The 26,778-nt window shown below is 41.8% G+C and carries 28 protein-coding genes and 1 pseudogene; 1 reads left to right on the top strand and 28 read right to left on the bottom strand.

Annotation, left to right across the window (positions count from 1 at the left end; translation table 11 throughout):
* Window position 1 precedes the first annotated feature (1 nt).
* The 28 genes and pseudogenes from nifS to ACMQ5W_RS17195 form a co-directional block, all read right to left on the bottom strand.
* Window positions 2-1,171, bottom strand: coding sequence for a cysteine desulfurase NifS (gene nifS / locus ACMQ5W_RS17060; protein WP_148491969.1), 1,170 nt, complete (start codon window positions 1,169-1,171; stop codon window positions 2-4).
* Window positions 1,172-1,260: 89 nt separating this feature from the next.
* Complete coding sequence (locus tag ACMQ5W_RS17065; RefSeq protein ID WP_419026206.1) at window positions 1,261-1,704, bottom strand: hypothetical protein; 444 nt, start codon at window positions 1,702-1,704, stop codon at window positions 1,261-1,263.
* 79 nt (window positions 1,705-1,783) lie between these two features.
* The gene (locus ACMQ5W_RS17070; RefSeq protein ID WP_419026207.1) at window positions 1,784-2,023 is read right to left on the bottom strand and encodes a DUF896 domain-containing protein; all 240 of its coding nucleotides are present in this window, start codon (window positions 2,021-2,023) and stop codon (window positions 1,784-1,786) included.
* Window positions 2,024-2,404: 381 nt separating this feature from the next.
* A complete protein-coding gene (gene spo0A, locus ACMQ5W_RS17075) occupies window positions 2,405-3,235 on the bottom strand; it encodes a sporulation transcription factor Spo0A (protein WP_419026208.1) in 831 nt (276 codons plus the stop codon).
* A 123-nt stretch (window positions 3,236-3,358) separates the two neighbouring features.
* On the bottom strand, window positions 3,359-4,411 hold the full coding sequence (gene spoIVB / locus ACMQ5W_RS17080; RefSeq protein WP_419026209.1) for a SpoIVB peptidase: 1,053 nt from the start codon (window positions 4,409-4,411) through the stop codon (window positions 3,359-3,361).
* A 5-nt stretch (window positions 4,412-4,416) separates the two neighbouring features.
* The gene (locus ACMQ5W_RS17085; RefSeq protein WP_419026210.1) at window positions 4,417-4,854 is read right to left on the bottom strand and encodes a hypothetical protein; all 438 of its coding nucleotides are present in this window, start codon (window positions 4,852-4,854) and stop codon (window positions 4,417-4,419) included.
* A gap of 79 nt (window positions 4,855-4,933) precedes the next feature.
* Window positions 4,934-5,563: a helix-hairpin-helix domain-containing protein gene (locus ACMQ5W_RS17090; protein ID WP_419026211.1), complete on the bottom strand. Its 630-nt coding sequence runs from the start codon at window positions 5,561-5,563 to the stop codon at window positions 4,934-4,936.
* A 72-nt stretch (window positions 5,564-5,635) separates the two neighbouring features.
* Window positions 5,636-6,310 (bottom strand): TIGR03936 family radical SAM-associated protein, encoded by a 675-nt coding sequence (locus ACMQ5W_RS17095; RefSeq protein WP_419026212.1) that lies wholly within the window; start codon window positions 6,308-6,310, stop codon window positions 5,636-5,638.
* The gene (locus ACMQ5W_RS17100) at window positions 6,303-8,147 is read right to left on the bottom strand and encodes a TIGR03960 family B12-binding radical SAM protein (RefSeq protein ID WP_419026213.1); all 1,845 of its coding nucleotides are present in this window, start codon (window positions 8,145-8,147) and stop codon (window positions 6,303-6,305) included. The genes ACMQ5W_RS17095 and ACMQ5W_RS17100 overlap by 8 nt, the downstream gene beginning before the upstream one ends.
* 3 nt (window positions 8,148-8,150) lie before the next feature.
* Window positions 8,151-8,675 carry an HD domain-containing protein gene (locus ACMQ5W_RS17105; protein WP_419026214.1) on the bottom strand — a complete coding sequence of 175 codons (525 nt, stop codon included), beginning with the start codon at window positions 8,673-8,675 and terminating at the stop codon, window positions 8,151-8,153.
* A gap of 33 nt (window positions 8,676-8,708) precedes the next feature.
* A complete protein-coding gene (locus ACMQ5W_RS17110) occupies window positions 8,709-9,215 on the bottom strand; it encodes a M23 family metallopeptidase (RefSeq protein WP_148491960.1) in 507 nt (168 codons plus the stop codon).
* Between the two features lie 82 nt (window positions 9,216-9,297).
* The gene (gene obgE / locus ACMQ5W_RS17115) at window positions 9,298-10,590 is read right to left on the bottom strand and encodes a GTPase ObgE (protein ID WP_419026215.1); all 1,293 of its coding nucleotides are present in this window, start codon (window positions 10,588-10,590) and stop codon (window positions 9,298-9,300) included.
* Window positions 10,591-10,667: 77 nt separating this feature from the next.
* A complete protein-coding gene (rpmA, locus tag ACMQ5W_RS17120; protein ID WP_148491958.1) occupies window positions 10,668-10,928 on the bottom strand; it encodes a 50S ribosomal protein L27 in 261 nt (86 codons plus the stop codon).
* Between the two features lie 332 nt (window positions 10,929-11,260).
* A pseudogene (gene rplU / locus ACMQ5W_RS17125) lies at window positions 11,261-11,566 on the bottom strand (50S ribosomal protein L21); the annotation flags it as partial.
* 175 nt (window positions 11,567-11,741) lie between these two features.
* Complete coding sequence (locus ACMQ5W_RS17130) at window positions 11,742-11,972, bottom strand: hypothetical protein (RefSeq protein ID WP_419026216.1); 231 nt, start codon at window positions 11,970-11,972, stop codon at window positions 11,742-11,744.
* Window positions 11,965-12,456 carry a DUF3990 domain-containing protein gene (locus tag ACMQ5W_RS17135; protein WP_419026217.1) on the bottom strand — a complete coding sequence of 164 codons (492 nt, stop codon included), beginning with the start codon at window positions 12,454-12,456 and terminating at the stop codon, window positions 11,965-11,967. The genes ACMQ5W_RS17130 and ACMQ5W_RS17135 overlap by 8 nt, the downstream gene beginning before the upstream one ends.
* Window positions 12,453-12,701, bottom strand: a complete 249-nt coding sequence (locus ACMQ5W_RS17140) for a DUF3791 domain-containing protein (RefSeq protein WP_419026218.1) — start codon at window positions 12,699-12,701, stop codon at window positions 12,453-12,455. Before ACMQ5W_RS17140 ends, ACMQ5W_RS17135 begins: the two co-directional genes overlap by 4 nt.
* Window positions 12,702-12,779: 78 nt before the next feature.
* Window positions 12,780-13,037: a hypothetical protein gene (locus ACMQ5W_RS17145; RefSeq protein WP_419026219.1), complete on the bottom strand. Its 258-nt coding sequence runs from the start codon at window positions 13,035-13,037 to the stop codon at window positions 12,780-12,782.
* A gap of 39 nt (window positions 13,038-13,076) precedes the next feature.
* Window positions 13,077-14,102, bottom strand: coding sequence for an SPFH domain-containing protein (locus tag ACMQ5W_RS17150; protein ID WP_148491954.1), 1,026 nt, complete (start codon window positions 14,100-14,102; stop codon window positions 13,077-13,079).
* Window positions 14,103-14,292: 190 nt separating this feature from the next.
* A complete protein-coding gene (locus tag ACMQ5W_RS17155) occupies window positions 14,293-14,838 on the bottom strand; it encodes a nitroreductase family protein (protein WP_419026220.1) in 546 nt (181 codons plus the stop codon).
* Between the two features lie 27 nt (window positions 14,839-14,865).
* Window positions 14,866-15,927 carry a recombinase RecA gene (recA, locus tag ACMQ5W_RS17160; RefSeq protein WP_419026221.1) on the bottom strand — a complete coding sequence of 354 codons (1,062 nt, stop codon included), beginning with the start codon at window positions 15,925-15,927 and terminating at the stop codon, window positions 14,866-14,868.
* A gap of 178 nt (window positions 15,928-16,105) precedes the next feature.
* Window positions 16,106-17,350, bottom strand: a complete 1,245-nt coding sequence (locus ACMQ5W_RS17165) for a competence/damage-inducible protein A (protein WP_419026222.1) — start codon at window positions 17,348-17,350, stop codon at window positions 16,106-16,108.
* Window positions 17,351-17,362: 12 nt separating this feature from the next.
* The gene (gene pgsA, locus ACMQ5W_RS17170; protein ID WP_148491950.1) at window positions 17,363-17,902 is read right to left on the bottom strand and encodes a CDP-diacylglycerol--glycerol-3-phosphate 3-phosphatidyltransferase; all 540 of its coding nucleotides are present in this window, start codon (window positions 17,900-17,902) and stop codon (window positions 17,363-17,365) included.
* 1 nt (window position 17,903) lies between these two features.
* Complete coding sequence (gene rimO, locus ACMQ5W_RS17175) at window positions 17,904-19,214, bottom strand: 30S ribosomal protein S12 methylthiotransferase RimO (RefSeq protein WP_419026223.1); 1,311 nt, start codon at window positions 19,212-19,214, stop codon at window positions 17,904-17,906.
* 17 nt (window positions 19,215-19,231) lie between these two features.
* Window positions 19,232-21,769 (bottom strand): DNA translocase FtsK 4TM domain-containing protein, encoded by a 2,538-nt coding sequence (locus ACMQ5W_RS17180; protein ID WP_419026224.1) that lies wholly within the window; start codon window positions 21,767-21,769, stop codon window positions 19,232-19,234.
* A gap of 51 nt (window positions 21,770-21,820) precedes the next feature.
* Window positions 21,821-22,657, bottom strand: a complete 837-nt coding sequence (locus ACMQ5W_RS17185) for an undecaprenyl-diphosphate phosphatase (protein ID WP_419026225.1) — start codon at window positions 22,655-22,657, stop codon at window positions 21,821-21,823.
* A gap of 17 nt (window positions 22,658-22,674) precedes the next feature.
* Window positions 22,675-23,769, bottom strand: a complete 1,095-nt coding sequence (gene asd, locus ACMQ5W_RS17190; RefSeq protein WP_419026226.1) for an aspartate-semialdehyde dehydrogenase — start codon at window positions 23,767-23,769, stop codon at window positions 22,675-22,677.
* Between the two features lie 138 nt (window positions 23,770-23,907).
* The gene (locus ACMQ5W_RS17195) at window positions 23,908-25,443 is read right to left on the bottom strand and encodes a sugar-transfer associated ATP-grasp domain-containing protein (protein ID WP_419026227.1); all 1,536 of its coding nucleotides are present in this window, start codon (window positions 25,441-25,443) and stop codon (window positions 23,908-23,910) included.
* A gap of 397 nt (window positions 25,444-25,840) precedes the next feature.
* Between ACMQ5W_RS17195 and dapA the strand changes: the two genes are divergently transcribed.
* The gene (gene dapA / locus ACMQ5W_RS17200; RefSeq protein ID WP_419026228.1) at window positions 25,841-26,722 is read left to right on the top strand and encodes a 4-hydroxy-tetrahydrodipicolinate synthase; all 882 of its coding nucleotides are present in this window, start codon (window positions 25,841-25,843) and stop codon (window positions 26,720-26,722) included.
* Window positions 26,723-26,778: the final 56 nt, after the last annotated feature.

Genomic DNA, 26,778 nt, shown 5'->3' on the forward strand with positions numbered 1-26,778 from the left:
CTTACCAACCTTTCTCACTGTTTACTGGTGACAATTCTCTCAGCTTTGTCACAACTTCTTTTAAATTTTCTACTACGTAATCAATATCTTCTTTTGTTGTAAAATCACCTACTGTAAATCTCACCGTACCGTGAATCATCTCTACTGGTACGCCCAGCGCAGATAATACGTGAGACGGTTCCAGTGATTTTGATGAACAGGCTGATCCTGTTGAAACGCTGATACCTTTGTAATCCAGAAGCAGCAGAATCGATTCCCCCTCGATATACTTAAAAGTAATGTTGGCATTTCCAGGATGTCTATGCTCCATAGTTCCGTTGACAAATGCATCAGGTATTTCTCTGCAAACTTTCTCAATTAAATAGTCTCTAACTTCTCTGCAATGGCTGATATGCTCATCAAAATGGGCTTCTGCCACTTCTGCAGCCTTGCCAAAACCTACAATACCCGCCATATTTTCGGTACCAGCTCTTTTGCCCATTTCCTGACCACCGCCATGAATATAGTTTGAGATTCGCAGGCCTTTTCTGATATATAATGCGCCGATGCCCTTAGGACCATAAATCTTGTGAGCAGACATGCTCATCAGATCAATGCCCAGATCCTTCACATCTATAGGGACATTGGCCAATGCCTGTACTGCATCAGTATGGAATAAGATTTTGTGTTCTTTTGCAATCTGAGCCAATTCTTTAATCGGCTCTATCGTTCCTACCTCATTGTTGACAAACATGATACTGATGAGTATGGTCTTGTCTGTGATGGCAGCTTCGAGAGTCTCTGGCTTTACTGTGCCGTCCGGTTCCACATCCAGATATGTAACCTCATAGCCATTTTTCTCTAAAAACTGACAGGAATGCAGCATTGCGTGATGCTCGATTCTTGTCGTAATGATGTGATTGCCTTTATCTTTTAATGCGTTTGCTACACCAAAAACAGCCCAGTTATCAGCCTCACTTCCGCAGCCAGTAAAATAAATTTCCTTTGGCTGGGCATTAATCAGGTGCGCTACCTGCATTCTTGCTTTATCAACAGCTTCTTTAGACTCTAACCCCATGGTATAAAGGCTTGAAGGATTGCCGAATTTTTCTGTAAAATAAGGAATCATTTCGTTTAAGACTTCTTCTTTGACTGGCGTCGTCGCTGAATAGTCCAAATATACTTGTCTCATGTGAATATGCTCCTTCAATGTTTAAATTTAATCTTCAAGTCTATATTATACCAATAATCTACCGCCATTAAACAGTGAAAACAAAGTTTTTAAATTTTTTTAAGTTGTGTCAGCTTTGTATTTTTTTGATTGATTTCCCCTGTGAAATAGTACAAATATTTTTCTTCTCTCGTATCATTGACACTTCTCATAACCCATCTGATTTCCGCTTTTCCTTTGATGATGCCATAGCTTGTCTTCTTACAAGATTTTATCTTAATCTTATAGTTAACCACCTGGTCTATATCAGTAGATTGATATGCCTTCATAGCTGCAACATCCGTTTTCAACAGTCTTCCTGATTCTAAGAGTTCCAGCTTGTCCCTTGATGTGTCAAAGTCTCGACTGCCATCATAGAAATCATTCAAAACTTCTGTTCTCTGTGAAATCAGATTTTTCATTTCACCATTATAGTCGCTAGGCCTGGCTATGATTCCCGCCGTCAAAAAAATGAGGACGAGTACGCAGGCGTTTATTGCGTATACTTTTTTCATAATAATCCCACCTTTCCCCGTCTCCTATCATAAAACAAAGAAAGAGCGGAATTTGTAAAATTCTGCTCTTTTCTAATAATTAATTTAAATTTTCTTCAATTTCCACGACATAATCGCCTTTTTTGCGTCCTTCTGCTTCTTCTACATCTTCTACGAACTCAATTTGTTCTAATTGAGAGCGCAAATTCGCTTTGAAAGAATCAATGTATTCCCGCCGCAGAATCTGCTGTTCCGCCTTTTCTTCTTCTGTAAGGCCTTCTGCCGTTTTCGATTTTCGAGCCAGCGCATTGATTCTCTCTATCTTTTCTTCCGTTATCATAAAATTCCTCCATGTTTCATGTGAATCGGCTTTGATGGTATTTTTCAAATAAATCACGATGTGTTCCAGTCCTCGTAAGATGTCAGATGAATTCTCACTGTGACAATTCATAAATTAACAGCTAGTATTATAGTACATATCATGTGCATAGTCAATATATAGCACATGTAAGCCAGTATTTTATCGATGTCAGCGAGGCAAAAAAGAGACAGCTCCTTTCATCCACACAAAAAATGAAAGGAGCTGTCAATTGGCGATGGATAAATGTCACTTTATGCATTGCCGGTATTGGTCTATGTTAAATAATAATTCCTGGTTCTTTGTTTTCAAATTTAGTATTTCGTAAGTAATCGGTTAAATAATTCGTCTAGGGGTTAACGTTTATCCAACCTTTCTCTCCAGTCTAAGCTTGTCTGCAATAATTGCGATAAACTCTGAGTTTGTCGGTTTACCTTTATCGTTCTTTACGGTATATCCGAATAAAGCATCTATTGTTTCAATTCTTCCCCTATTCCATGCAACTTCTATCGCATGTCTGATGGCTCGTTCAACTCTGCTAGGCGTCGTATCATTCATTTTGGCAATCATTGGATATAATTCTTTCGTTACGGCACACAAGATGTCCATATCGTTCACAACAATCGTTATAGCATCTCTTAAGTATTGATATCCTTTAATATGAGCAGGAACACCGATTTCATGAATCAGATTTGTAATCTCAATTTCTAAATCATTTTCTCTAATAATATCTTTATAAACTGTAGATTTTCGAAGATTCAGCTGGCTGTTCGCATTCGTACGAATGCCTCCATCCCTGTTCATCACCTGTCTGACTCTCTTGCCTAAAACATCTGTGTTGATTGGTTTCACTAAGTAATACTCGGCTCCCAGTCCGACTGCTCGTTGTATCATAGAGTCCTGACCTACGGCAGAAACCATAACTACGCGAGGATATTTCTTTAAATCCATCGTGTTCAATGACTCTAAAACTCCAATACCGTCCAAATGTGGCATGATTAAGTCCAGGATCAACACATCAATTTCATTCTCCTGGACCTTCTCTAAAGCCTGCAGACCATCCTCTGCGACAAAAGAGACTTCTATGTCATTCTGCTGCCCAAAATAATTTTGCAGCACCTCACAGAAGTCTTTGTTGTCGTCAACAATTCCTAACTTAATTTTTCCCATACGCATAATCCTCCCTCGGGACATTTTTCAAGAAAATTCATTTTCTTATGATATTATTTTACAATGAATTCCACTATTTTTCTGCATGTATTTATCGCAATTTGTTTTTAAATTACTACAAATTCGCACAAATTCGACAGTATACCATTATTTATCTATTTCTTCTACCATCCATTCGGCGAAAATTCCATATCCTTTTTGAGGGTTATTTACAAAAACATGGGTAACTGCCCCGATAATCCGGTTATTTTGTATAATTGGGCTGCCGCTCATCCCCTGAATAATGCCGCCGCATGATGCAAGGAGGTTTTTATCCGTCACTTGAAATTCCAAACCTTTACTTTCGGCAGAACCTTGATGATGAATTTTTGTAATTTCTATCTTAAACTTTTCAACCTCGGTTCCATCAATTGTGGTCAGAATATAAGCGTCGCCCTCTTCAATTTCTTCTTTTGATGCCATTATCATCGGCTCGTTGGTTTCAAAACTCTGCGCATTATCAGCTTTCCCATAAATACCAAACTCGGTGTTCTTTTCAATAGATCCCAGCGGTCTCTGGAAATTGTAAATAATACCGCCAATTTCACCTGGTGTTCCCTTCGATCCTGCTGTAATCTGATTGACCTTTGTATTGAGTAAACTACCGTTTTTGGTCTGTAAAAGGGTGCCAGTCTCTGGTTCATAGATTCCGTGGCCCAAAGAAGCGAATTTATTCGTTTTCGGATCGTAGAAAGTCAATGTGCCGATGCCGGCAATCTTCTCTTTGATCCAGAAACCTAATTTATATTCCTTGCTTGACTTGTCATAGTACGGTGTGATTTCATAGTTGATGGGCTTTTTATTCCTCATAACGGTAATTTCCACCGTTTTCCCTTTATCCCCTACTATTTCTTCCACATCGTCCGGTCCTGCTACTTTTTCCCCATTGACGGCTACAATCATATCGCCAACCTGTGGTCCTGAATTATTCTCTACGCCGACAATCAAAGCACCTTTTACATTCATCTGAATACCGACAGACTGCCCGCCCGGAATCAGTACCCTTTCAGATACTACATTATCAGACCCTGTAATCACTGACAATTTTTCAGGGAACAACACACCTGCACACGCGACAAAAGCCAGGACACCTGCAAATAAGACTGCACATTTTTTCAGTCTGCTTTTTAATTTTGTACTTTTAAAATTTACATCAATCATTTAATTTAACTCTCATAATCCATCATTAATCTATTAAGATCATCTCTGTTCTCAACCTTGATTCCCTCACGGAATTTTGCCTGATCTCCTTGAGATAATGTCTCATAGACGATAGACGTGCTCTCTAGCTCCGTAAGTTTTCCTGTTTCATCAGAGAAATAGATCTTTATAACATTATTATCGTATTTGACCAGATAATATGACTGATAAAATTTCTCCGCATCAGATTCTGAGTCCTCGGGTTCTTGTACATCCGTTGCATTATCTGCGTTCGGTTCTGTTTGATTTTCTTCGCTAACTTTACTCTCAAGATTTGTACGTTCTGCATCTTCCGCATTTTTGTTACTCAGTGCCCCAATCAATATAAACACTGCGATAACTGCAATGAGTAATATAATGCAAACGTAAATCCAAGTTAAATTTCTTTTTTTCTGGCTGAACATATTATCACCTCGAAAGATATTCTTGCCAGATATATGCATTTTATACTAGGCTTGCCAAACAAAATATGTGGGAGTTTACTCAGGTAGTAATCTTGTCTTTCATTTTTTCATAAGTTTTATCTCCGATACCGCTGACATTCTTAATATCTTCTTTTGATGCGAAGCGGCCGTTTTCACTGCGATAGGCAATAATTTTGTCGGCTGTAGCGGGTCCCACTCCCGGAATTTCCTGCAGTGTTGTGCTGTCAGCCGTATTGATATTGATTAAACCGCTGGTAGTCATGCCAGATCCTGTCAGGCTATCATTGTTTTCTCCTTTTGCCGGGATGATGACCTTTTCTCCGTCACTGACGACTTCGGCTTGATTAAATCCGTCCTTATCTGCGTCTGCAGTCAAACCTCCTGCCATCTCGATCACTTCAAATAACCGAGTTCCATCCGTAACCTGATATACGCCTGGCTTTTTTACTTGTCCGCTGATATCGACATAAATTTCCGTCTCCCTCTTTGCTTCCGAATCAGAGTCGGTTATTCCTGCCTCTTCATTTTCTACAGGTAATTGTACTGGAATTTCATCTTTTTCCTCATTATGTCCAAAAAATACGACAGCGACAATCATGATGAAAACGATTGCCGCCATTCTTGCGATCTTCTTATGTTCTTTCAAATAATCTGTATACGACTTCAGCTTATCCATGAGTTGTTCCATCGTTTCCTTCCCCTTTCCATATACACATTTTTATTTTACATAATTTTACATGTGTTTTATGGGGAAGTCAAGCTAAAATTGTAATTTACTGTCAAAATTAATCTTCGTTCGTTCTACCTCTACGTCATATCGTTTTACATCCAGACCAGTATAGGCTAAGAAGGTTGCGATTACCTGTTCTGGACTCAGATTAGAATTACTGCCGGAGTCCAATTTCAAATGAAGCGTCAGTTTCTCGCCTGCTGTTATAGCCATTTCTCTAATCTTTCCCTTGATGTCTACAGCAACCATTTTCCTTGTTTTCTTCTGGCGCTTTTCTGCAATAATCTGTTCTTGATTCAAGTAATTTTCAACCAGCTTTTGAAAATTTACCATATCAGCAGGTACAGGGAATATGACTTCATATTCAGCCTCTGTCACTACAGAAGCCAGGGATTTTACATCCGTATCCAGTCTTCTACAGTCCAGAAGTTCCACTCCTTCCGGCATGACATTGGTAAGCCGCTCTTTGATTTCCAGCGGATCAAAGGATTTCGTCGTCTCAAACTCTAAAAGCTCGCATTTGCTTGTATAACCCAAGGATAGAGGCTGTGCAAACCCCATTTTGGGATGAGGGTTGAAGCCTTGCGAATATGCAAGTAGAATCCTCGTTTTTTTGAATGCTCTTTTGAATAATCTAAGCATGTCCAAGTGTGAAGTATATTTAATATAACCTTCCTTGGAAAATCTAATGATGTATCTATTCATAAATGCCTCCCATTTTACATTTCACTCTTCGATTAATGCCACAGCCACTGCAGCCATATCTGCAATCTTTCGTCGTCACTTCCTTCATTGCCTTTTCTGCCTCGGATTGTAGGAATTTCTTGGTAATGGAAGAATCAATGATATCCCAAGGTAACACTTCGTCATAGCGCCGTTCTCTTGTCGTATAGAAGTCTGCATCTATCCCCGACTGCTCTATAGCGGTCTTCCACTTCGTCAAGTCAAAGTGTTCCGACCACCCGTCGAGGCGGCAGCCTAGTCTGTGAGCCGCCAATAAAAGGGCTGAAAGGCGTCTGTCTCCGCGGGCAAAGATTGCCTCAAAGGTGCTGACAGCATCGTCATGATAGTTAAAAGTTACACCCTTGATTTTCAGCCTCTCATGGAGGTAGTTGTGTTTCTCGGTGAATGTTTCTGTACTGTTCTGGCTGACCCACTGAAACGGAGTATGAGCCTTAGGTACGAAATTGGAGACACTGACTGTCACGTTAAATCTACCACCATGGCCAGATTTCCTATGAATATTTACGATGTTTTGAGCGATCTCCGCAATACCGTCGAGATCTTCATAGGTTTCTGTCGGCAGCCCAATCATAAAGTAAAGTTTGATATGTTTCCACCCTAGCTCAATTGCTTGTTCGACTGCGTCGTAGATATCTTTCTCTGTAATGCCTTTGTTGATAACGTCCCGCAAACGCTGGGTGCCTGCCTCCGGCGCAAAAGTCAGTCCTGACTTCTTATATCCCTGAATTTCCTCTAAAACATTGAAGGAGAACGTATCCAATCGCAAAGACGGCAGAGAAAGGGACACATTCTCGCCTTTGCATTCTTTCATCAAATCTATAGCCAATGACTCAAATTCCGAATAATCGCTGGTTGAAAGAGAAAGCAGCGATAACTCTTCATGCCCCGTATTTTTCAGCTGTTCGCTCGCCAGGCTCATGATGGTTTCTTTGGATCGTTCTCTGACCGGCCTGTAAATCATGCCGGCCTGACAGAACCTACAGCCTCTCGTACAGCCTCTGAAGGTTTCTATAACGGATCTGTCGTGAACCGTCTCAATGAAAGGCACGATGGGTTCTGTCGGAAATTCGGTGTTCTCAATATCATCGATGATGCACCGCGTTACTCTGTCAGGCGCTTCTTCATATTTTTTTTCATAAGATGCGATTGTTCCATCTGCATGATAGGTTACATCGTAAAGCGACGGAATATACACGCCTTCTTCATTTGCGATCTGTTTCAAAAACTCGTTTTTGCTGATTCCGCTGTCTTTTGCCTCAGCATATTCTTTCATCAGGTTTGGCAGGCTCTCTTCTCCGTCGCCAATTAAGAAGACATCGATAAAGTCAGCCAAAGGCTCTGGATTAAAAGCACAAGGACCGCCAGCAACAACGATAGGGTCCGATTCTAAGCGGTCGGTCGATTTCAAGGCAATTCCCGCCAGTTCCATCATGTCCAAGATGCTAGTGAACGACATCTCATACTGCAGCGTGAATCCCAGGAAATCCATTTCTTTCATCGGCGTCTTGGTTTCTAAAGTAAAAAGAGGCACTTCTTCCTCTCTCATCAGTTCTTCCATATCCGGCGCCGGTGCAAAGACTCGTTCGCAATAAACGTCTTCTTCTTTATTTAAAATGTTATAGAGAATCTGTAATCCCATATAGGACATGCCAATCTCGTACAAGTCTGGGAACGCAAAAGCAAATCTGACTTTCACATCTCGAGGATCTTTTATTACAATATTGGTCTCTCCACCGATATATCTAGCTGGTTTTTCTACTCGTTTTAGTAAATTGTTCAACTTTTCATTCAGATTCATTTTTCAGCCTTTCATAAATAAACTATCTATAGTTTGTCCTATAGATTCTTCTATGCGGTTCATGAAGCTCTCGGTTTCTGCTTTTTTCTGTAGAATCCTTTGGGTTACTTCCGGTACATCCCCTGCCTTATGAATGATATACTCAATTCGATCGTTTAAGCCTACATATCGATCTTCTTTGACCAGCCTGTCTCCCAGACAGACTAAATCAGTTTCATCCAGTTTATCAAAAGCGTGAAAATCATATGTCATGTGAACCCTGACGATCTCTGCTTCATCTCTATAACCCAGATTCTCCAAGATTTTTGCCCCGACTTCCCAGTGCTGATCGCAGACTCTGGCCACGTCATGAACAAGGCCTGCTCCTTTGATCAATTCAAGATCCAAAGCAAAGCCTTGTTCGTTGAGTTTTCTGCCGATTGTCACAGCTGTATTGCTGACAGCCCTACAGTGACCGATTACATGATCTGGCGTATGATATTTTTTAAATAACGCCTCACACTCTTCTTCTGTAATTCTCTTTACCATGAATTCACCAGCCTTTCAACTAGCATAAGTATATCACATATTCTTCTGCAGGTCATAATAAAATTCTTTGCCAGAATTTGTATCGAAGCTACCGATGATTTCTCCTCGCTGTACTCGTTCAGATTCAAATACACTGATATCCGATAGATTTCCATAAACAGATATCGCATCTTCGTGTTTAATCTTTACGTACAGTCCCATTTTGTCATCTCTGCCCGAACTGAGCACCATACCACCTGCTACTGCATGTACCTGTTTAATATCTGTATCGGATTTTTCGTCCATCGGTTCTCCATATTTAGAAGCAGAATTGACATCAGCTACAACTGAAACTACCTTTGCCGGCGCATCAGCCAATGCTGTCGACAGTTGTTTTCCCGCCTCTTTTACATCTTCCAGATTCAACTGATACATGACTTGCGCCTTCGCCTCTGCATAATACTTTGCAAAGGTTTCGTTTTTAATATTTCCGCCATAGACCGCTACTGCAGAAATCACCATGCAGGCAGCAATCTGCCAGTACAATTTATTCTTATTCATAAAATCACCTCTATATAAAGTATTATATAGAGGTGCAAGTTATGACATTCTGTCCAGCGAAATTCATTGAGCTGCATGACATTTAATACTCGTCCCAATATTCGAATTCATAGTCGAATATCCGAATGGTATCTCCTTCTTCCAAACCCATTTCTAATAATTTTTCTATAGCGCCCTTTTTCTCGATATATTTATAGAGATATCGCAAGGACCCCATATCGTTAAAGTTCGTAGAATCAAAGATCTTTTTCAGCTGTTTTCCCGTTATCACGTATACATCACCCTCTTTTGAGGCATAAACTTCCTTGAAATCAGGCTCTTTACCGTCCACTTCAAAATCAAAGTATTCGTATTCGTCCTCTGGTTCGGGATTTTGCGCGGCTTTCTGCAGTTCTTCTGCTGCAGCTGCCATCAGCTCATGGACACCAAGATTAATTGGCGCAGAAATTGGAAAAACTCTGTAACCCTTTCCTTCAACATAATCCTTAAATTTCATATACTGAGGATCATCTTCTTCTATCATATCCATCTTGTTGGCCGCCACCAGCATCGGTTTCTCTGATACTCTCTCACTGTACTGATGCAGTTCATTGTTGATTTTTTCAAAATCATCAATGGGGTCGCGGCCTTCGCTGCCCGAAGCATCTACTACATGAATCAAAACCTTTGTTCTTTCGATGTGTTTAAGGAATTTCAGTCCTAGACCCAGCCCCTTGTGTGCGCCTTCAATGATGCCTGCGATATCCGCCATGACAAAACTGGTGTCAAAAATCTGCACTACGCCCAGATTTGGTGCGATCGTAGTAAAATGATAGTTCTCAATCTTTGGCTGTGCACTGGTTGCGGTGGCCAGGAGGCTGGATTTTCCTACATTTGGAAAACCTACTAGTCCAACATCTGCAATCATCTTCATTTCCAAAATGACACTTCGTTCTTTTGCAAAGCCGCCCGCTTCTGCAAAGTTTGGGGCTTGTCTGACGGAATTTTTAAAGTTAGTATTTCCCTTTCCGCCTTTTCCCCCTTTTGCCGCAACAAAAGAGTCACCATCTTCCGTGAGATCTTTCATGACCAAACCGGTTTCTTCATCTATAACCACCGTTCCCATAGGAACTTTTATGATCAAATTCTCACCATTTTTTCCGAAGCGTTTTTTCTTCATGCCATCTTGACCATTTTCCGCTTCGTATTTTCTCTTGTAGCGAAAGTCCATCAAGGTTCTCAGGTTTCTATCTGCCTGAAAAACAACGTCTCCGCCTTTGCCTCCGTCGCCGCCGTCAGGACCGCCTTCCGGTACAAACGGTTCTCTTCTAAAGGAAACACAGCCATTGCCGCCTTTCCCTGATTTAATATATATTTTCGCTCTATCTACAAACATAACAGAACCTCCTTACACTTTTAGTATGTGCTAGTAACTAACAGAAAAGCCCCTAAAAATTTAGGGGCTCATGGTTCTTATGCTTCTTTTGGATAAACGCTTACCTGTTTTCTAGTCTTGTCTTTTCTTTCGAACTTAACAGTACCTTCTATCTTAGCAAATAATGTGTCATCTCCGCCGATGCCTACATTATTTCCTGGATGGAATTTTGTACCTCTCTGTCTAACCAAAATGCTGCCAGCGCTAACAAACTGACCGTCTCCTCTCTTCACGCCTAAACGTTTGGACTCGGAATCACGACCGTTCTTAGAGCTACCTACTCCTTTTTTACTTGCCATAGACCAGACACCTCCTTGCTATTTCGTGGCTAATGGCTCTTACCATGATCTTCAAAGAAAATCGATGGGAAGGCCTTATGTTATAACGCCCCGGCTTCAGCCGGCTTGGCGTTAGTCCTATAACTAAAAACTTATTACTTTATTGCTGCTTCGATTGTTTCAATAATGACAGCTTTCGTTGCCTTTTCATCTACTTCAATGCCATGCTCATTAGCATAAGTAATTAACTCATCTTTTTTCATAGATGCTGAAATTTTCTTTTCAGTTTTTGACTCAGCTGTCTCTTCAGCCTTTACTTCTGCTTTTGCAGGAGCAGCCTTCGGTGCTGAACCATCCAAGGATTCAATCTTGACCATTGTATATGGCTGTCTATGACCCTGTTTCTTTCTGTAGTCTTTCTTAGCCTTGTATTTGTAGATGATGACTTTCTGTCCTTTGCCGTTCTCTACAACTTCTCCAAATACTTTAGCGCCCTCTACGTAAGGTGCACCTACCTTAAGGTCTCCTTCTTTAGCTAAAACCAGCACTTTGTCAAATTCTACTTTGTCTCCGGCTTCAACATTTAACTTTTCGATTGTTAAAACGTCGCCTTCCTGAACTCTGTACTGTTTTCCGCCTGTTTCAATTACTGCGTACATATTCTTTTCTTACCTCCTCTATCCAGTCTCGCCTTTTCAGGTAGCATCTCTTGACGCTTTCGCTGTTCTTTTGAACACCTTTTCCGAGCGGTCTAACTCAATTAGTTTAGCACATTGGACGAGTATTGTCAAATGCTTTTACCAGGTATTTGCAAAGTTTTTTCGGGTTTCGTGTTCAGCTGGCAAACAGCTCCGGCTCATTCTCAACCAAATCCTCAGCCAGATATTTGTAGTCCAAATTTTCAATGCCATATTGTCCTTGTTCGATTTCCACGGACAATCTACTCCGATAGTAAATATCCATCGCTTTTCTCAAATCAAGGTCCTTAATCTCCGCCAGATACATAATAATTCTAGTTTCCAAATCTTGTTTATAGATAAAATCCATACTATCTATTTTAACCATGATTTTCTCCCATCTGATAACTACCTTTATAAATCAAAACTTCATCTAATACTTTTTGTGTTATGATACAGATTTGATCATTTAGTTTAAAATATCGTAGCTCTTCTAATGCTTTATCCTTACTCCAAAGACCGCGAAAATACATGTCTACAGTTCTGAAAACATCATCATTTGCCACATTTCCGATTATAACATCATATTTTTGAAAGATTAATTGACCTTTACGACAGGCACATACGAAATCCAGCCACTTTTCATCATCTTCTTCAAAAGACAATACACGGTAATCCCTTAAATCATCGATAAGCTCATAGACATTTACAAATGCTGTTTTCTTTGTTCGTAAACTTTTTCTTTTTGCCCATCGCTTTGCTTGTTCTTTATAGCTGGTCACGTAGAATCCTTTGCCGAAATCTAAGAACTGCTTTGAATAAGAGATATCTGGCTTTTTGATTATGGAAATACTCCCATGATAGACAATCATAAATCTACCTCTTTTTCTTTCACATACTCAGTGATATCTTCCACCAGGTATTCTGCTCCCAAGGAATGAAGAGTATCATAACAAGGGATAATATACTCGTCCATGATTCTCGTTGTATTCAATATCCGATAGACTTCAGATGGGAGCTTTTCCCAATTTTCCGCAAGCCTGTGTATTAGAAAAATTGTAAAGTTCAACGTTTTTTCATCACACAACTCCTCCACCCCACTTTTCATCATTTTCATTTCTATTTTACCATAATTTCTGTATTTACGCACGAAAATACGCTGATTTCTCAGCGCATTTTCGACCTCCTATTACCCCTATTTTTTCCTCGACCTGACGCACTCTGTCAGAAGATATTCAATTTGGCTGTTGATGGAACGGAAATCTTCATCTGCCCACCTGGATATCTCTTCCCACAGAGAAGGTGCAATGCGCAGAATGACTTGTTTTTTTGCTTTTTCATTCTGCTTGATGGATTTTTCCTTTTCCTTAATCTCTTTTTCCATTTGCTGCAGTTTCTGCAGTCTTTGCGTGAGTTCCCGCTCTTTTTCCTCTATACTTTTATCTTTATCCATGGATCCCTCCGCTTTCTAATCCCTTGTCCCCTTTTGAACTTAGTAGATGCTTCCGCTGTTTACAATAGGCTGCGTATCTTTTTCGGAGCAAAGAACTACCATGAGGTTAGATACCATAGCAGCCTTTCGTTCTTCATCCAGGACGACGACCTCTTCTTCCCCTAATTTATCAATCGCCATTTTTACCATGCTGACTGCGCCATCAACAATTTTTGCTCTGGCAGCAATGACAGCTTCAGCCTGCTGTCTGCGCAGCATAGCCGCTGCAATCTCTTCTGCGTAAGACAGATGCGTAATTCTGACCTCCTGAATTGCAAGACCTGCAAACTCGACTTTTTTACTAAGCTCCGTCTTCATATTTTCTGCAATTTCTTGAGCGCTGCCTCTTAAGGTTTTTTCTGTCGAATTGTCGTGTTCTTCATTCTGCAACAAATCGTACGGGTACATTCTGGAAATATTTCTAATGGTCGAATCCGTCTGAATAGAAAGGAATTCTGTGTAGTCTTCTACATTAAAGACTGCCTTCGTCGGGTCGATAACCTTCCAGATTACGACTGCTCCGATAATGACTGGGTTACCCATAACGTCATTGACCTTCTGAATGCCATTGTTCAATGTCGTATCCTTTAGAGAAATCGTTTTTTTAGCATTGACTTTGACAGAGCCAGAACTACCTCTGCGTCCTTTCTCTGTATCTGCCGATGCTGCAGCTTTCGCCTTTTCCAAGGCATTCATATAAGATGGATTATTATATGTGGCAAATGGATTCACATAGTAGAATCCCTGTTTCAAAATTGTTCCGTAATAATTTCCGAACAACGTCAGCACCAGTGCTTCGTTAGGACCGACTACTTTGAGCCCTACGTACAATATCGGGCAGATCACTGTACCGAGAATTCCGATAACCAGCATTGCTACACCTGCACCAATAGACCCGTCATCCAAGAAAAATGCCCCAACGACAATCAGTGCGATGGCAGCGAGAATGCCAATTGTAATGATTATCAACATCAATATGCCGTTAATTGGTCTTATTTCCTTTTGTGTTATCTGTTTCGTTTCCATGATAGCCTCCTCATTTCTTTCTCTAATTCGATATTAATTTGATATCAAAATAGTATCACATAACATTATGATTGTCAAGTGTTGCCAGACGAAAAAAAACAGAGCATACACAAAGTATACTCTGTATCTATGACATCTGTCTAACCCCCCGCCTTACAACATTGCATTTGGCAGACGATATGGTTGCAGCCTAAACAAAGCGCACCAGTTCTTCTACTTCTTTTCTTCTTGGTGCTGCTGGTACTTCTCCTTCTGCATAACCCATGGCAATGAGTGCTGCCACTCTTTGTCCGTCTGGAAGTGAAATCGCATGAGCGACCTTTTCCTCATCAAATATGCCAAGAATAACGGTCCCTACACCTTTTTCATAGGCTGCCAAACAGAAGGTCTGTGTGGCAATTCCTGCATCAAAATGTTCCCATCTGTCTTCTTTAGATGTGGAATAACTTCCATCTTTTTCAAAGCCTGACCTGCCGGCAACATAAGTCACCGCTACCAACTGTGGTGCACCTTCAATTGTTTTCGCATTAAAAGTAAACCCAAGAACACATTCTTCTGCAATTTTCTTTTTAACAGCTTCGTTTTCGACTACTACATATCTTGTAATCTGTGTATTTTTCCAAGATGGTGCAAAGGCGGCCGCAGCTACGATTTCCTTGACGACTTTGCAGTCTACCTTTTCTCTCCTAAACTTTCTAATACTTCTTCTGTCTGTAATACATTTGATTGTTTCCATTGATTTCTCCTAAATTTTTGTAAGTATTTATTCGATGACTACACCATCTTCATCGACTTCTAAATCAACAGCCGGCTCTTCTGAAACTTCTTCTGGTTTCAAGGTTTCCAACAGCTGACCTTCAATCTTATCCAATATAGTCGGATTATCTTCCAGCCATTTCTTTACGTTTTCGCGACCCTGTCCAATTCTCTCGCCTGCATAGCTATACCAGGAACCAGCCTTTTCGACAATTTTTTCTTCTACAGCACAGTCCAACACATCCCCAGCTTTAGATATACCCTGACCATACATGATGTCAAACTCAGCCTGCTTGAATGGCGGCGCGACCTTGTTCTTTACGACCTTGACCCTGGTTCTGTTTCCCAACATCTGATCACCGCTTTTAATGGTTTCAATTCTTCTGACATCGAGACGCATGGAAGAATAGAATTTGAGAGCACGTCCGCCAGTCGTTGTCTCTGGATTGCCGAACATGACACCAATTTTCTCACGCAATTGGTTGATAAAAATAACGCAGGTATTAGATTTATTTACGGTACCAGCAATCTTTCGCAGTGCCTGAGACATCAGTCTTGCTTGGAGGCCAACGTGGGAATCTCCCATCTCTCCTTGAATTTCCGCCTTAGGTACTAATGCTGCAACAGAGTCGATGACGATGACATCCAGTGCTGCACTCCTTGCCAGCATATCACAAATCTCCAGTGCCTGTTCTCCTGTATCTGGCTGAGAAACCAAGAGATCATCAACCTGTACACCTAAATTTCTGGCATAAACCGGATCCAAAGCGTGCTCTGCATCGATAAAGGCTGCCTTTCCGCCTTTTTTCTGTGCTTCTGCAACAATATGCAAAGTCAGCGTAGTCTTACCTGAAGACTCCGGTCCATAAATTTCCACAATTCTACCCTTGGGTACACCGCCTACACCTGTGGCCAGATCCAAGCTGATAGATCCTGTTGAAACGGTTTCTATATTCATCTGCGCTGCCCCTTCGCCCAGTTTCATGATGGCGCCTTTGCCAAACTGTTTCTGGATTTGGGACATTGCGGCTTCTAGGGCCTTTTCTCTTTCATCTTTTGCTGTACTCATTTTTCACCTCCGAAAATGTGAACATTTGTTCTTAAACAATCATACCTTAAATTCTGTGAAAGGTCAAGTCATTTATCTTAAATGTAAAGAACGTGGAAATGACGGAATCAAAGATTCCCAATTTCCTGCATAATAGATAACTGTAATATCCTTATTATACCTTATTTTCCATTATATGTCAAACAGCCTTTTGCTCCAGCATCTTGTTGACGATATCCAGCATGCACAGGACTGCATAGTGCCGGTTCCACTCTCGATTCACATTTCGCATTCTGATTTCTTTCACTTCTGTTCTGTCATCAAAAATACAGCCAATATAAATCAGCCCCACTGGTTTTTCAGGGCTTCCTCCGCCCGGACCCGTGAGACCAGTTACTGAAATGCAGATTCTGCTTCCGGTTTTCTCCTTGAGGCCTTGAACCATCTCTAGAGCTACTTGGCTGCTCTCTGCAGTGTATTTCGAGAGCGTTTCTTCTTTGACAGCCAGTTCTTTCATCTTTGCATTATAGGTATAAGTTACCAGACTGCGATCAAATACTTCCGATATACCAGGTACGCTTGTCAATGCACCAGCAAACAATCCGCCAGTGCAGGATTCGCAGGCAGAGATAGAAATTTTTCCTTTAATCAATTTTTTCCCCACTACCTGAGCCAATTCTTCATCATCATAACTGTAAATATACTGGCCGACACGTTCTGCAACCTGTTCTGCCATTTCCGAAACAGCGCGCTGTGCTTCAGACAAACTGTTCCTCTTTGACGCAATTCGCAGACTGCACTCCCCTTCTTTTGCGTAGGTTGCAATCGTCGGATCCGTCTGTGCGTCAATCAAATTCAATAGTTCGGTTTCTAGTGAGGATTCCCCAATGCCAAAGAGTCTCAGTGTCTTATAATAAATCACAGCAGTCTGTGATTTTTCAAGATAAGGCTGCACCCTCCGTTCCCACATTCTGATCATCTCTCTCGGCGGTCCCGGCATACAGACAACGGTCTTTCCACCCTCAGAGAGTGCAAAGCCCGGAGCACTGCCTGCGTCGTTATCAAAAACAGTCGCTCTTGATGGCATCATTGCCTGTTTATAGTTGTTTTCTGTCATCGGTCTGCCTCGTTTTTCAGCTATTTCATGCAATGCCCTGAGACTGGGTTCATGCATGACCAACTGATCGTGAAGCGCCTGGCAGACTGTTTCTTTGGTCAAATCATCTTCCGTTGGACCGAGACCTCCCGTCGTAATAATGAGATCGCAATCACGAAAAGCCAACTCTATCATTTCAGCCAGTCTGCCGGAATTGTCACCTACCGTATAATGATACATAACGTCAAACCCCAGCAAATTAAGTTGCTGGGATAAGTAGACAGTATTTGTATTTGTGATCTGGCCAAACAGAACTTCTGTTCCAACACTTAAAATCGCAGTTTTCATCCTTACCTCCCCTTATTGAGCAAAGACATTTTTGTTCTTTGCTATGTATTCGACACCCGAATACACCGTCATGATCAACGACGCCCAGAGGAAAATCTGCGCAGCCAAATTGACATAATAAAAAACATCGAGATTGTCAATTGCCGCTGTCAAAAGCAAGAGAGGTACTGCAATCATCTGCAAGACAGTTTTAATCTTGCCGCTCATGCCTGCAGCGATGACAGTTCCATCAGATGCTGCTACAGTTCTCATACCTGCAATAGCAAATTCCCTCGCCAAAATGACAATCAGCATCCAGCCTGGAACAGTTCCATCCTCCACCATGAGACAGAAGGCGGAATACACCAAAATCTTGTCTGCAAGCGGATCCATGATTTTTCCAAAATTGGTCACCAGATTATACTTTCTGGCAATTTTTCCGTCCAGCATATCAGTGAAAGATGCCGCGATAAATAATACAAAAGCAAGAATATAATAGCCAAACATATAGGCCGCAATAAAAAACGGCACCGATATAATTCTGGCAATTGTTAATTTGTTAGGTAAATTCATTTTATGAAACCTCCCGTCCCACTAGATCATAGTCAAAAGCATCATCAATCAAAACTTTTACGATGTCTCCCGGCTTGTGCTCACGATCAGAAGTAAAAATAACCGCGTTATCAATTTCTGGTGCGTCGTATCTGCTTCTGCCGATATAACTGCCATCTTCATCTTCTTCCTCAACAAGGACTTCCAGCGTACTGCCAATCTTCTCTCGATTCAGCTCCAGGGAAACATCCAATTGACGTCTCATAATTCCATCCAGGCGCTGCTCCTTAATCTCCTCGTCAATCTGATTTTTCATTTCTCCCGCAATTGTATTCTCCTCTTGCGAATAAGCAAAGACACCCAATCGTGCAAAGCGCTCGCGTTCTACAAAATCAATCAGCTTTTCATAATCTGCTTCTGTTTCGCCTGGAAATCCGACAATCAATGTCGTCCTGATATGAATGTCCGGGATAGAGCTCTTTAATTTTTTTACAGTTTGATCAATGGATGCAGCTGTAGATCGCCTGTTCATGGCTTTCAGTACATTGTCACTTGCGTGCTGAATTGGAATATCAAGATAGTTGCATACCTTCTCTTCACTGGTTATGGTCTCAATTAATTCATCGGTGATTCTATCTTCATAACAATACATCAGTCTGATCCAGACGATGCCCTCGATCCTGCAAAGCTGTCTGAGCAGTTTCGCCAGTCTATACTCACCATATAAATCTTTGCCATAGTATGTGACATCTTGGGCAATGAGAATCAATTCTTTGCATCCAGCCGCTGCCAGTTCTTTTGCTTCTTCGATAATATCTTCTTCACGTTTACTTCTGTATTTACCCCTGATTTTAGGAATTATGCAGTAAGCGCAGATATTGTTGCAGCCCTCTGCGATTTTTATGGTTGCTGTATAGGGATTTTCATCCAGCTTTCTGACGGAACGCTCTAAAGTATCGAGATTACAGCCATTTCTGACAATCTGTCTCCCTTTAAGATTCTCCAATAGCTGTGGAAGTTGTTCATATTCGTTGACGCCGATAAAAGCATCAACCTCTGGCATCTCTTCAAAGAGTTCATCTGCATACCTCTGCGAAAGACAGCCTGAGACAATCAGTTTACGCCCATTTTCTTTGAACTGTGCCATATCAAAAATGCGGTCAATAGATTCCGTCTTCGCATCGTTGATAAATCCACAGGTATTTACGATAATGACATCCGATTCTTCCGGTGATTCCACCATAATATGATTATTCTTTTCTAATATTCCCGCTGCCACCTGAGAATCGTTAAAATTCTTTGGACAGCCTAACGTCTCTATATATACCTTCATCCATTCTCCACTTCGTATTACTCGTTTACTTCGCTTTTCATTTCTGCCAATTCCTCCTCAGACAGCAGAACCTGTCTCGGGCGGCTTCCATCTTGTGGGCTTACGATGCCCCTGGCTTCCATCATGTCTACAATTCTAGCAGCCCTGTTGTAGCCGATGCGGAATCTTCTCTGCAGCATCGATACCGATGCTTGTCCTGCTGTCACAACGCATTCGATAGCCTCCGATAAAAGTTCATCTGCATCGTCATCCTTTGACTGGGGCAAGTTTCCCTTTTCGATCGTGCTGATCACATCCCCAGAATATTCCACTTCCTCGACTTGAGATTTGACGTGTTCTATCACGCTATGTACCTCACTATCCGATACAAAGGTTCCCTGCACCCTGACAGGTTTGCCCATGCCTAATGGATTAAACAGCATATCACCTTTTCCCACCAACTTTTCTGCACCAGACATATCCAATATAGTCCTGGAGTCAAATTGAGAAGATACGGCAAAGGCGATTCTGGAAGGGATGTTGGCCTTAATTACACCTGTGATGATGTCAACCGACGGTCTCTGTGTGGCTACGATCAGGTGCATGCCTGCAGCTCTGGCCATCTGTGCTAAACGGCAGATCGACTCCTCCACTTGAGAAGGCGCCGCCATCATCAAATCGGCCAATTCGTCGATGATAATTACAATCTGCGGCAGAACCTGGTCATTCTCACCCACTAAGCGCATGGTGTCATTATAACTTTCCAAATCTCTCACTTGGTTTTCTGCAAATTTCTTGTATCTATCAGTCATCTCCGCTACAGCCCAGTTCAATGCGGCGGCAGCCTTTGCTGGCTCTGTGACCACTGGAATCAGTAGATGGGGAATACCGTTATAATTTCCCAATTCAACCACTTTTGGATCGATCAATACTAGTTTAACCTCATCAGGGTCTGCTTTATACAAAATGCTAGTGATGATGCTGTTGATGCACACGCTCTTACCCGACCCGGTGGACCCAGCAATCAGCAAATGGGGCATTCCTTTCAAATCTGCCACGATCGCTTTGCCCGCAATATCCTTGCCCACAGCAAAGGTGATCTTGGAACTGGCACTCTTAAACTCGTTAGAGTCGATGATTTCTCTCAAAGTGACCATGTTGATTTTGTCATTTTCCACTTCGATTCCCACTGCTGCCTTGCCTGGAATCGGCGCCTCGATTCGAATGCTCTTCGCTTCCAAATTTAGAGCGATATCGTCTGCCAATCTGACAATGCTGTTTACTTTGACCCCTACGTTAGGCTGAATTTCATATCTGGTTATCGCCGGACCCTGGGTTACTTGCACAACCCTCGCATCTACATGGAAGTTCTTCAGTGTTTCTTCCAGTTTAGCGGCTTTCATCTTCAAATCGATGTTAATATTGCCTTTGTTTTTTACTTGGGGCTTGTTTAGCAGACTGATGGACGGCTTTTTATAGTTACCAGTTTTCTTTGTGGCTGCAATCTCTCCTGGTGCTAAAGTGATAGATTCTGCTTCCTTCTTTGACAATTTCTGCGGAGTCTCTGCGACAACGACACCGCTGACACCCTCGCCTTCAAGACCCAAGCCCTGGGCCGGCTCAGCACTTTTCGTCTCGCCATCGAGGCCAAATCCCTCCCCATAGCTGACCTTGCCTTCCAGACCGAAAGCTTTGTTTTCTTTTTCGCTTTTCTCTCTCTGATCGGATGGGCTGAAGAGACTGTCATCGTTCATATATTTCAATACATTATTCTTTTTATTTTTCGAGACAGAACGACCTGCATTTTTTCCCAGAGGTCCTTCGTCATCGAAAGGTGTAATGATTTTTATATCATGCTTCCCCCCGGAAAACATACTCAGTTGAGAGGTCTCTTCTCTGTCCGGTGAGGTTTCATAAACCGGTTCCGGCACATACGTCTCTCTTATAGCTCTGCGTTCCTCCGCTCTACTGGAAATCTTTTCAATTCCTCTCGAAAATGGTGTGTTGATGACCAGCAATAGGCACACGATAATCACCACGATGGAAAAGACATACAGACCTACCCGTCCAATCGTCTTAATCAAAAATGTGCCTATGGTCATGCCAAAGACACCGCCACTTTCCAGTTCAATGCCGTTCTCGTAAAATTCTTTGTAAGCGTAGACCAATTCATTGCTGTCAATAAATCTGCCCGAATTGAGTAGACACAGCATTAAGAGCGCAAGAAAGACCAGTGCAAGAGACTTTCCTGAAAGATGCACTGTCTTATTTGCAAAAAGAAGGACTCCAAATCCTATCAGGTACCAAGGAAGCAACAGACCAATCATTCCAAAGACACCTTTTAAAGCATTTCCAATACTGTTGCCAAGTTCTCCAGCCGCATTAAATTGTACGGCGGCAAAGAGAAAGATTCCAATTGCTATAAAAATTACGCCCCATATTTCATCAATTACTCGTTTATCTGCTTTTCTTTTTTCTTGTATTTCCTTTATCTCTGTTTTGGCCTTGCTATTGTTTGCATTTTTTTTGTTTTTTGATCCCGGCGGTCTGCCAGGTTTTTTCTTAGCTTGAGCCACTTTATATCTCGTTCCCCCTCCTAATAAATTATGCGAAGCATTCTCAACCAGTTATGCCCAAAATACACCATATGCAATTGTACAGGCACCTAATATCCATACATAATATGAAAAATAGCTTAATTTCTTATTTGAGACGATTTTGATCATCGTTTTAATCGCAAATAACCCAGATACAGCCGCTACTACGACTCCGGCAGCTATCGGACCCATCAGAGTGGGATCCGTTCCAGCCTTAATTGCATCAGGCAACTCTAAAATTACAGACCCCAAAATCGATGGGATTGAAATTAAAAATGCAAACTTTACTGCAAATTCTCGTTTCAATCCTGTCGTCAAACCGCCTACCAATGTAGAACCAGATCTTGAAATTCCCGGATAAATAGCTACCCCCTGCAACAGGCCGATGAAGATTGCGTTTCTGAAGTTCATCTTCTCAATTCCCTTGTTAGCTGAACTCATCTTTTCAGCCAGGAACATGATAACGCCTGTAATGAGAAAACCCGCGCCAACAGCAATCATGGAAGTGTATAATCCTTCAAAGAAGTCGTTGAGCAGCAGCCCGATGACCGCAGTAGGAATCGTAGCCACGATGATCATAATTCCCAGTTTTCTGATCGGTCGCTCCTCAAGTCTGAGCCCTTTTCCAGTGCATAAATCTTTTATGGTGATCACCAATTCAACCAGCAGCTCCCAGATGTCTTTCCAATAGACGATAAAAACAGAAACTAACGTTCCTAAGTGGAGCAGCACTGCAAAGAGCAGGACTTTCTCTGCATCTACATGAAAAAGATCCTGCAGCAGCGCTAAGTGTCCAGAACTGCTGATGGGCAGAAATTCTGCCAACCCCTGTACTAATCCCAGAATAATCGCTTCAATATAACCCAATGGCTTTACCCCCTACTTTATTTACTCTCAATATATCCTTTTTCCACTAATGATTCTGCACACAAAACAGCTCCGCCGGCAGCGCCTCTGACTGTATTATGGGCAAGACCGATAAACTTAAAATCGTAAATAGAATCTTCTCTCACTCTGCCGATCGTTACGCCGAATCCATTTTCGTAATCCACATCCAGTTTCACCTGTGGCCGATCATCTTCTTCCATGTATTTGATGAACTGCTTCGGTGCATTAGGCAGCCCTGCTTCCTGTGGAAAGCCCTTGAAGTTCTGCAGTTTTTCAATTAACTGTTCCTTTGTCGGTTTCTTTCTGAACTTCACAAAAACTGCTGCCGTATGTCCGTTCAGCACGGGAACTCTGATACACTGACAAGTAATAACTGGTTCTTCAGCCTTAACGATCTGGCCGTTTTCTAAATGACCTAAGATGCGAAGCGGTTCCTGCTCGCTCTTTTCTTCTTCCCCACCGATATATGGAATGATGTTCTCCACCATTTCCGGCCAATCGGCAAAGGTTTTTCCTGCCCCTGAAATTGCCTGGTAGGTGGTGGCGACGACTTCGTACGGTTCAAATTCTTTCCATGCGGCCAATGCCGGTACGTAACCCTGAATAGAGCAATTCGGTTTTACGGCGATAAAGCCCCTCTTCGTCCCCAGCCTTTCTCTCTGATATTTGATGACATCGAAGTGATCGATATTGATTTCAGGAACGACCATCGGCACATCCGGCGTCCATCTGTGAGCGCTGTTGTTTGAAACGACTGGTGTCTCTGTCTTCGCATACTCTTCTTCAATCGCTTTGATTTCTTCTTTTGACATATCCACTGCGCTGAAAACAAAGTCAACAGTTTCAGCTACAGCTTCCACGTCTTTTACGTCCATTACTTCTATGTTCTTAACAGCCTCCGGCATGGTCGTGGTCATCTTCCATCTCCCGCCTACTGCTTCTTCATATGTCTTGCCTGCGCTTCTTGCGCTTGCAGCGATTGTTACAACCTCAAACCAAGGATGGTTTTCAAGAAGAGATATGAATCTCTGGCCAACCATTCCAGTACCGCCCAAAATGCCAACTCTTAATTTTTTCTCTAACTGTCTCATAACGTCTCCTTTTAATCTATTTATTTATACAATAAATCATATCGTTATATTTTACCATTTATTCGTTGATTTTTCAACACATAAAAAGGATGATTGAGGAGAATTCTCCTTGCCCATCCTTAAAAACCTATATTTAGATTAACTTTTTGCCCTTATCGCTTTTTTTGTATCCAAATCCAGCTTACCACACCAATTGACCACCTCTTTTCCGGCACTTTTCAAGCCATCCAGGTTCAGCTTCAAGACTTCCAAAGAAGTGCATCCCGCAAACGCACCTTTTTGTAACCTTGTAACAGTATTCGGCAGTGTAACTGCTTTAATATTCCGTTTATAAGCAAATGCATAGGCTCCGATTACAGTAATTGGTTTGCCATTTATTTCAGTTGGCACAGTGACTGCCTTTTCATTCCCAACATACTTTGTGATTTCTATATGATTTACAAATTCTTTATAGTCATAGTCTCTCGTCACACCACGTTTATAATAATTTGGAAGAACATAACTATCCAAAATCATTTCTGTCATATCCCCAAATACAGGGCCAGTCAAAACCTGATGCATCCTTAAATCACCAAAAAAATTAGCTTCAATAATTTCTGCCTCATTTTCATCATCGACGGCAATATCCCATGAAACAACCTTAATCTTTGGAATGCAGTAATGGGCTTTTTCAGCCATTTCTATAACACTGTCAAAGCAAGGAACCTTGGTAAATCCTCCCTCACCTAGTTGTACACCCGAAGGAAGTTCCGTAATTCTTTCTCTTTCGATATTTAATGCCCAGGGCAAGACCGTACCATCCAAATTGACGCCCAGCAGACATCCTCCGTATTTATAGTTGTCTACTCTCGCATTGGGACTGCCAATTTTGATTAACGCGGCGGCTGCACTAAACTTTCCTTTATGCAAAACCGTAGTCAGCCTTACTGTATTTACTGTGCTCGGGTTAAGCTTCGCCATCTCAGGATGCTGTTTTATCGCCTTCTGCACCGAAAATTTACTTTTAGTCTTAAACAGATTGCTCAGTTCTTTTGCCGTCGTACTAGAGAGAAATACTACACCCTTTCCGCCTCCTTGTCCACTTAGTTTTACAACGATTTCTGTACCGCTTTGTAAAACGTCCAGACATATCTGAACAGCCTCATTCTTGGTAATATGTTCAAACTCACTGTTATAGTAAATACCTTCTATTTTTCTAATAATCATCTCAGGTTGTTTCGCATTGCTCAGCAACCTTGGTAAATATGCCTTAATTTGAAACGGAATTGCATATTGTTCTGGTACTGTATTGGGACGTAAAAAATATGAATAGATATATTGAGGAAGATATCTGGGGTCAAAAATACCTGAACGATTATAATATGTCTTAAATGCCCTGGTATCAATTTTTCCTAGAAATTCATATTTACTCCAAAACGCGTCAATTTCCGCTACCTGTTCCGATGTTAAGTCTCTATCATCAGGAAGTGCATAATCATCTTCACTCTTTTTTCTGTTTGCAAGATCTCTTGCAAGATTTCGCTCTTCCTCCTGGATAAGCATCTGTCTTGCATGATAAATACTGCTATTTTGATGACTCTTTGAGGATTTTCTGATTCGCCCTAGTATTCCCATCTCGATCCCTTTCTTTCTAACTATTTGTGCAAAACATTTTATAACAATATCTAAAAACAATCAATAGTTATCACTAAAAATTAACACAAAAATCACTTTATGAATACTATAAGAAAAGAGCGTATGAAGGAATCTGTCTCCCATTCACTCATGCCGCCTTGCAAGGGGCAACTCTTCGCAAGGTACGTTCTTTGTCGTTTCGACCCGGCTCTATGCCCAGAGCGATACGGACAGCGAAAGGAGCGTCAGCGACTGGCGGAGTGAACAAAGCGAATGATGAAACATACGGAACTCCGCCCTTCGGACGATATTTCCTATCTTATAAAAAATCGTCAAGTTATAAAGTGCACGATCTTACGACGTTGTCGCAAGATAGAACCCATTGAAACATGTGCTGGAATGATATATTCAAAAGAAAGCACATGATGTAATAAAACATTAAAGAAAGGAGCAGCCTATGTCATTATTTAAAGGTTCTGGTGTAGCTCTGGTTACACCATTTAAAGACGGACGGATAGATTATGATGCGTTAGAAAGGCTCATTGAATGGCACGTTGAGTCCGGTACTGACGCTATCATCTCCTGCGGTACTACAGGCGAAGCATCAACACTCACTGCCGTAGAAAAACTCTCTGTTATCGAATTTACCGTAAAAAAAGTCGACAGGCGTATTCCAGTCATTGCCGGAGCTGGCAGCAACGATACATCTCACTCCATGTATCTTTCTAAAGAAATCCAGTATTCAGGCGCTGACGGTCTGCTCGTTGTGACACCATATTATAACAAGGCTACCCAGCAAGGTTTGATACGCCATTATAATATGATTGCAGACTATACAGATCTGCCCATCATTCTCTACTCCGTGAAGAGCAGAACAGGTGTGAACATAGAACCAGACACAGTAAAGGAACTCAGCAAACATCCAAATATTGTCGGTATCAAGGAGGCCAGCGGTGATATTTCACAAATCGCCCGCATCGCTTCCCTGACAAGTCGTGATTTTGACATATACTCAGGCAACGACGATCAGACCATTCCAATTATGTCTATTGGAGGCGTCGGATGTATCTCAACAGTCGCTAACATAATCCCTGCAGATTACCACCAGATGACAGCTGATTTTCTCAAGGGGAAATACAAAGCTGCCGCTAAAATGCAGCTGAAAATGGTGCCTCTGATTCGGGCAGTCTTCGGCGAAGTCAACCCGATTCCAGTCAAGGCGGCGTTGAACATGATGGGATACATCGAAAAAGAGTACCGCATGCCGATGTGTGAACCGACCAACGAGACCCTTTATTGGCTCTACGATGAAATGCTGAGATACGGAATACGCGTATAACGAGTATTCCTTGCCCGCAGCGAATAGTGCTGTCTGGACGGAAAGCGGTCCAGCCT

The organism is Emergencia sp. (genome assembly GCF_048465375.1).
In the GTDB taxonomy this organism is placed as follows: Bacteria; Bacillota; Clostridia; order Peptostreptococcales; family Anaerovoracaceae; genus Senimuribacter.

Coding starts and splice junctions, on each gene's coding strand:
- nifS (WP_148491969.1), bottom strand. CDS start 1,171: ATGAGACAAGTATATTTGGACTATTCAGCGACGACGCCAGTCAAAGAA.
- ACMQ5W_RS17065 (WP_419026206.1), bottom strand. CDS start 1,704: ATGAAAAAAGTATACGCAATAAACGCCTGCGTACTCGTCCTCATTTTT.
- ACMQ5W_RS17070 (WP_419026207.1), bottom strand. CDS start 2,023: ATGATAACGGAAGAAAAGATAGAGAGAATCAATGCGCTGGCTCGAAAA.
- spo0A (WP_419026208.1), bottom strand. CDS start 3,235: ATGTCCCGAGGGAGGATTATGCGTATGGGAAAAATTAAGTTAGGAATT.
- spoIVB (WP_419026209.1), bottom strand. CDS start 4,411: ATGATTGATGTAAATTTTAAAAGTACAAAATTAAAAAGCAGACTGAAA.
- ACMQ5W_RS17085 (WP_419026210.1), bottom strand. CDS start 4,854: ATGTTCAGCCAGAAAAAAAGAAATTTAACTTGGATTTACGTTTGCATT.
- ACMQ5W_RS17090 (WP_419026211.1), bottom strand. CDS start 5,563: ATGGAACAACTCATGGATAAGCTGAAGTCGTATACAGATTATTTGAAA.
- ACMQ5W_RS17095 (WP_419026212.1), bottom strand. CDS start 6,310: ATGAATAGATACATCATTAGATTTTCCAAGGAAGGTTATATTAAATAT.
- ACMQ5W_RS17100 (WP_419026213.1), bottom strand. CDS start 8,147: ATGAATCTGAATGAAAAGTTGAACAATTTACTAAAACGAGTAGAAAAA.
- ACMQ5W_RS17105 (WP_419026214.1), bottom strand. CDS start 8,675: ATGGTAAAGAGAATTACAGAAGAAGAGTGTGAGGCGTTATTTAAAAAA.
- ACMQ5W_RS17110 (WP_148491960.1), bottom strand. CDS start 9,215: ATGAATAAGAATAAATTGTACTGGCAGATTGCTGCCTGCATGGTGATT.
- obgE (WP_419026215.1), bottom strand. CDS start 10,590: ATGTTTGTAGATAGAGCGAAAATATATATTAAATCAGGGAAAGGCGGC.
- rpmA (WP_148491958.1), bottom strand. CDS start 10,928: ATGGCAAGTAAAAAAGGAGTAGGTAGCTCTAAGAACGGTCGTGATTCC.
- ACMQ5W_RS17130 (WP_419026216.1), bottom strand. CDS start 11,972: ATGGTTAAAATAGATAGTATGGATTTTATCTATAAACAAGATTTGGAA.
- ACMQ5W_RS17135 (WP_419026217.1), bottom strand. CDS start 12,456: ATGATTGTCTATCATGGGAGTATTTCCATAATCAAAAAGCCAGATATC.
- ACMQ5W_RS17140 (WP_419026218.1), bottom strand. CDS start 12,701: ATGAAAATGATGAAAAGTGGGGTGGAGGAGTTGTGTGATGAAAAAACG.
- ACMQ5W_RS17145 (WP_419026219.1), bottom strand. CDS start 13,037: ATGGATAAAGATAAAAGTATAGAGGAAAAAGAGCGGGAACTCACGCAA.
- ACMQ5W_RS17150 (WP_148491954.1), bottom strand. CDS start 14,102: ATGGAAACGAAACAGATAACACAAAAGGAAATAAGACCAATTAACGGC.
- ACMQ5W_RS17155 (WP_419026220.1), bottom strand. CDS start 14,838: ATGGAAACAATCAAATGTATTACAGACAGAAGAAGTATTAGAAAGTTT.
- recA (WP_419026221.1), bottom strand. CDS start 15,927: ATGAGTACAGCAAAAGATGAAAGAGAAAAGGCCCTAGAAGCCGCAATG.
- ACMQ5W_RS17165 (WP_419026222.1), bottom strand. CDS start 17,350: ATGAAAACTGCGATTTTAAGTGTTGGAACAGAAGTTCTGTTTGGCCAG.
- pgsA (WP_148491950.1), bottom strand. CDS start 17,902: ATGAATTTACCTAACAAATTAACAATTGCCAGAATTATATCGGTGCCG.
- rimO (WP_419026223.1), bottom strand. CDS start 19,214: ATGAAGGTATATATAGAGACGTTAGGCTGTCCAAAGAATTTTAACGAT.
- asd (WP_419026226.1), bottom strand. CDS start 23,769: ATGAGACAGTTAGAGAAAAAATTAAGAGTTGGCATTTTGGGCGGTACT.
- dapA (WP_419026228.1), top strand. CDS start 25,841: ATGTCATTATTTAAAGGTTCTGGTGTAGCTCTGGTTACACCATTTAAA.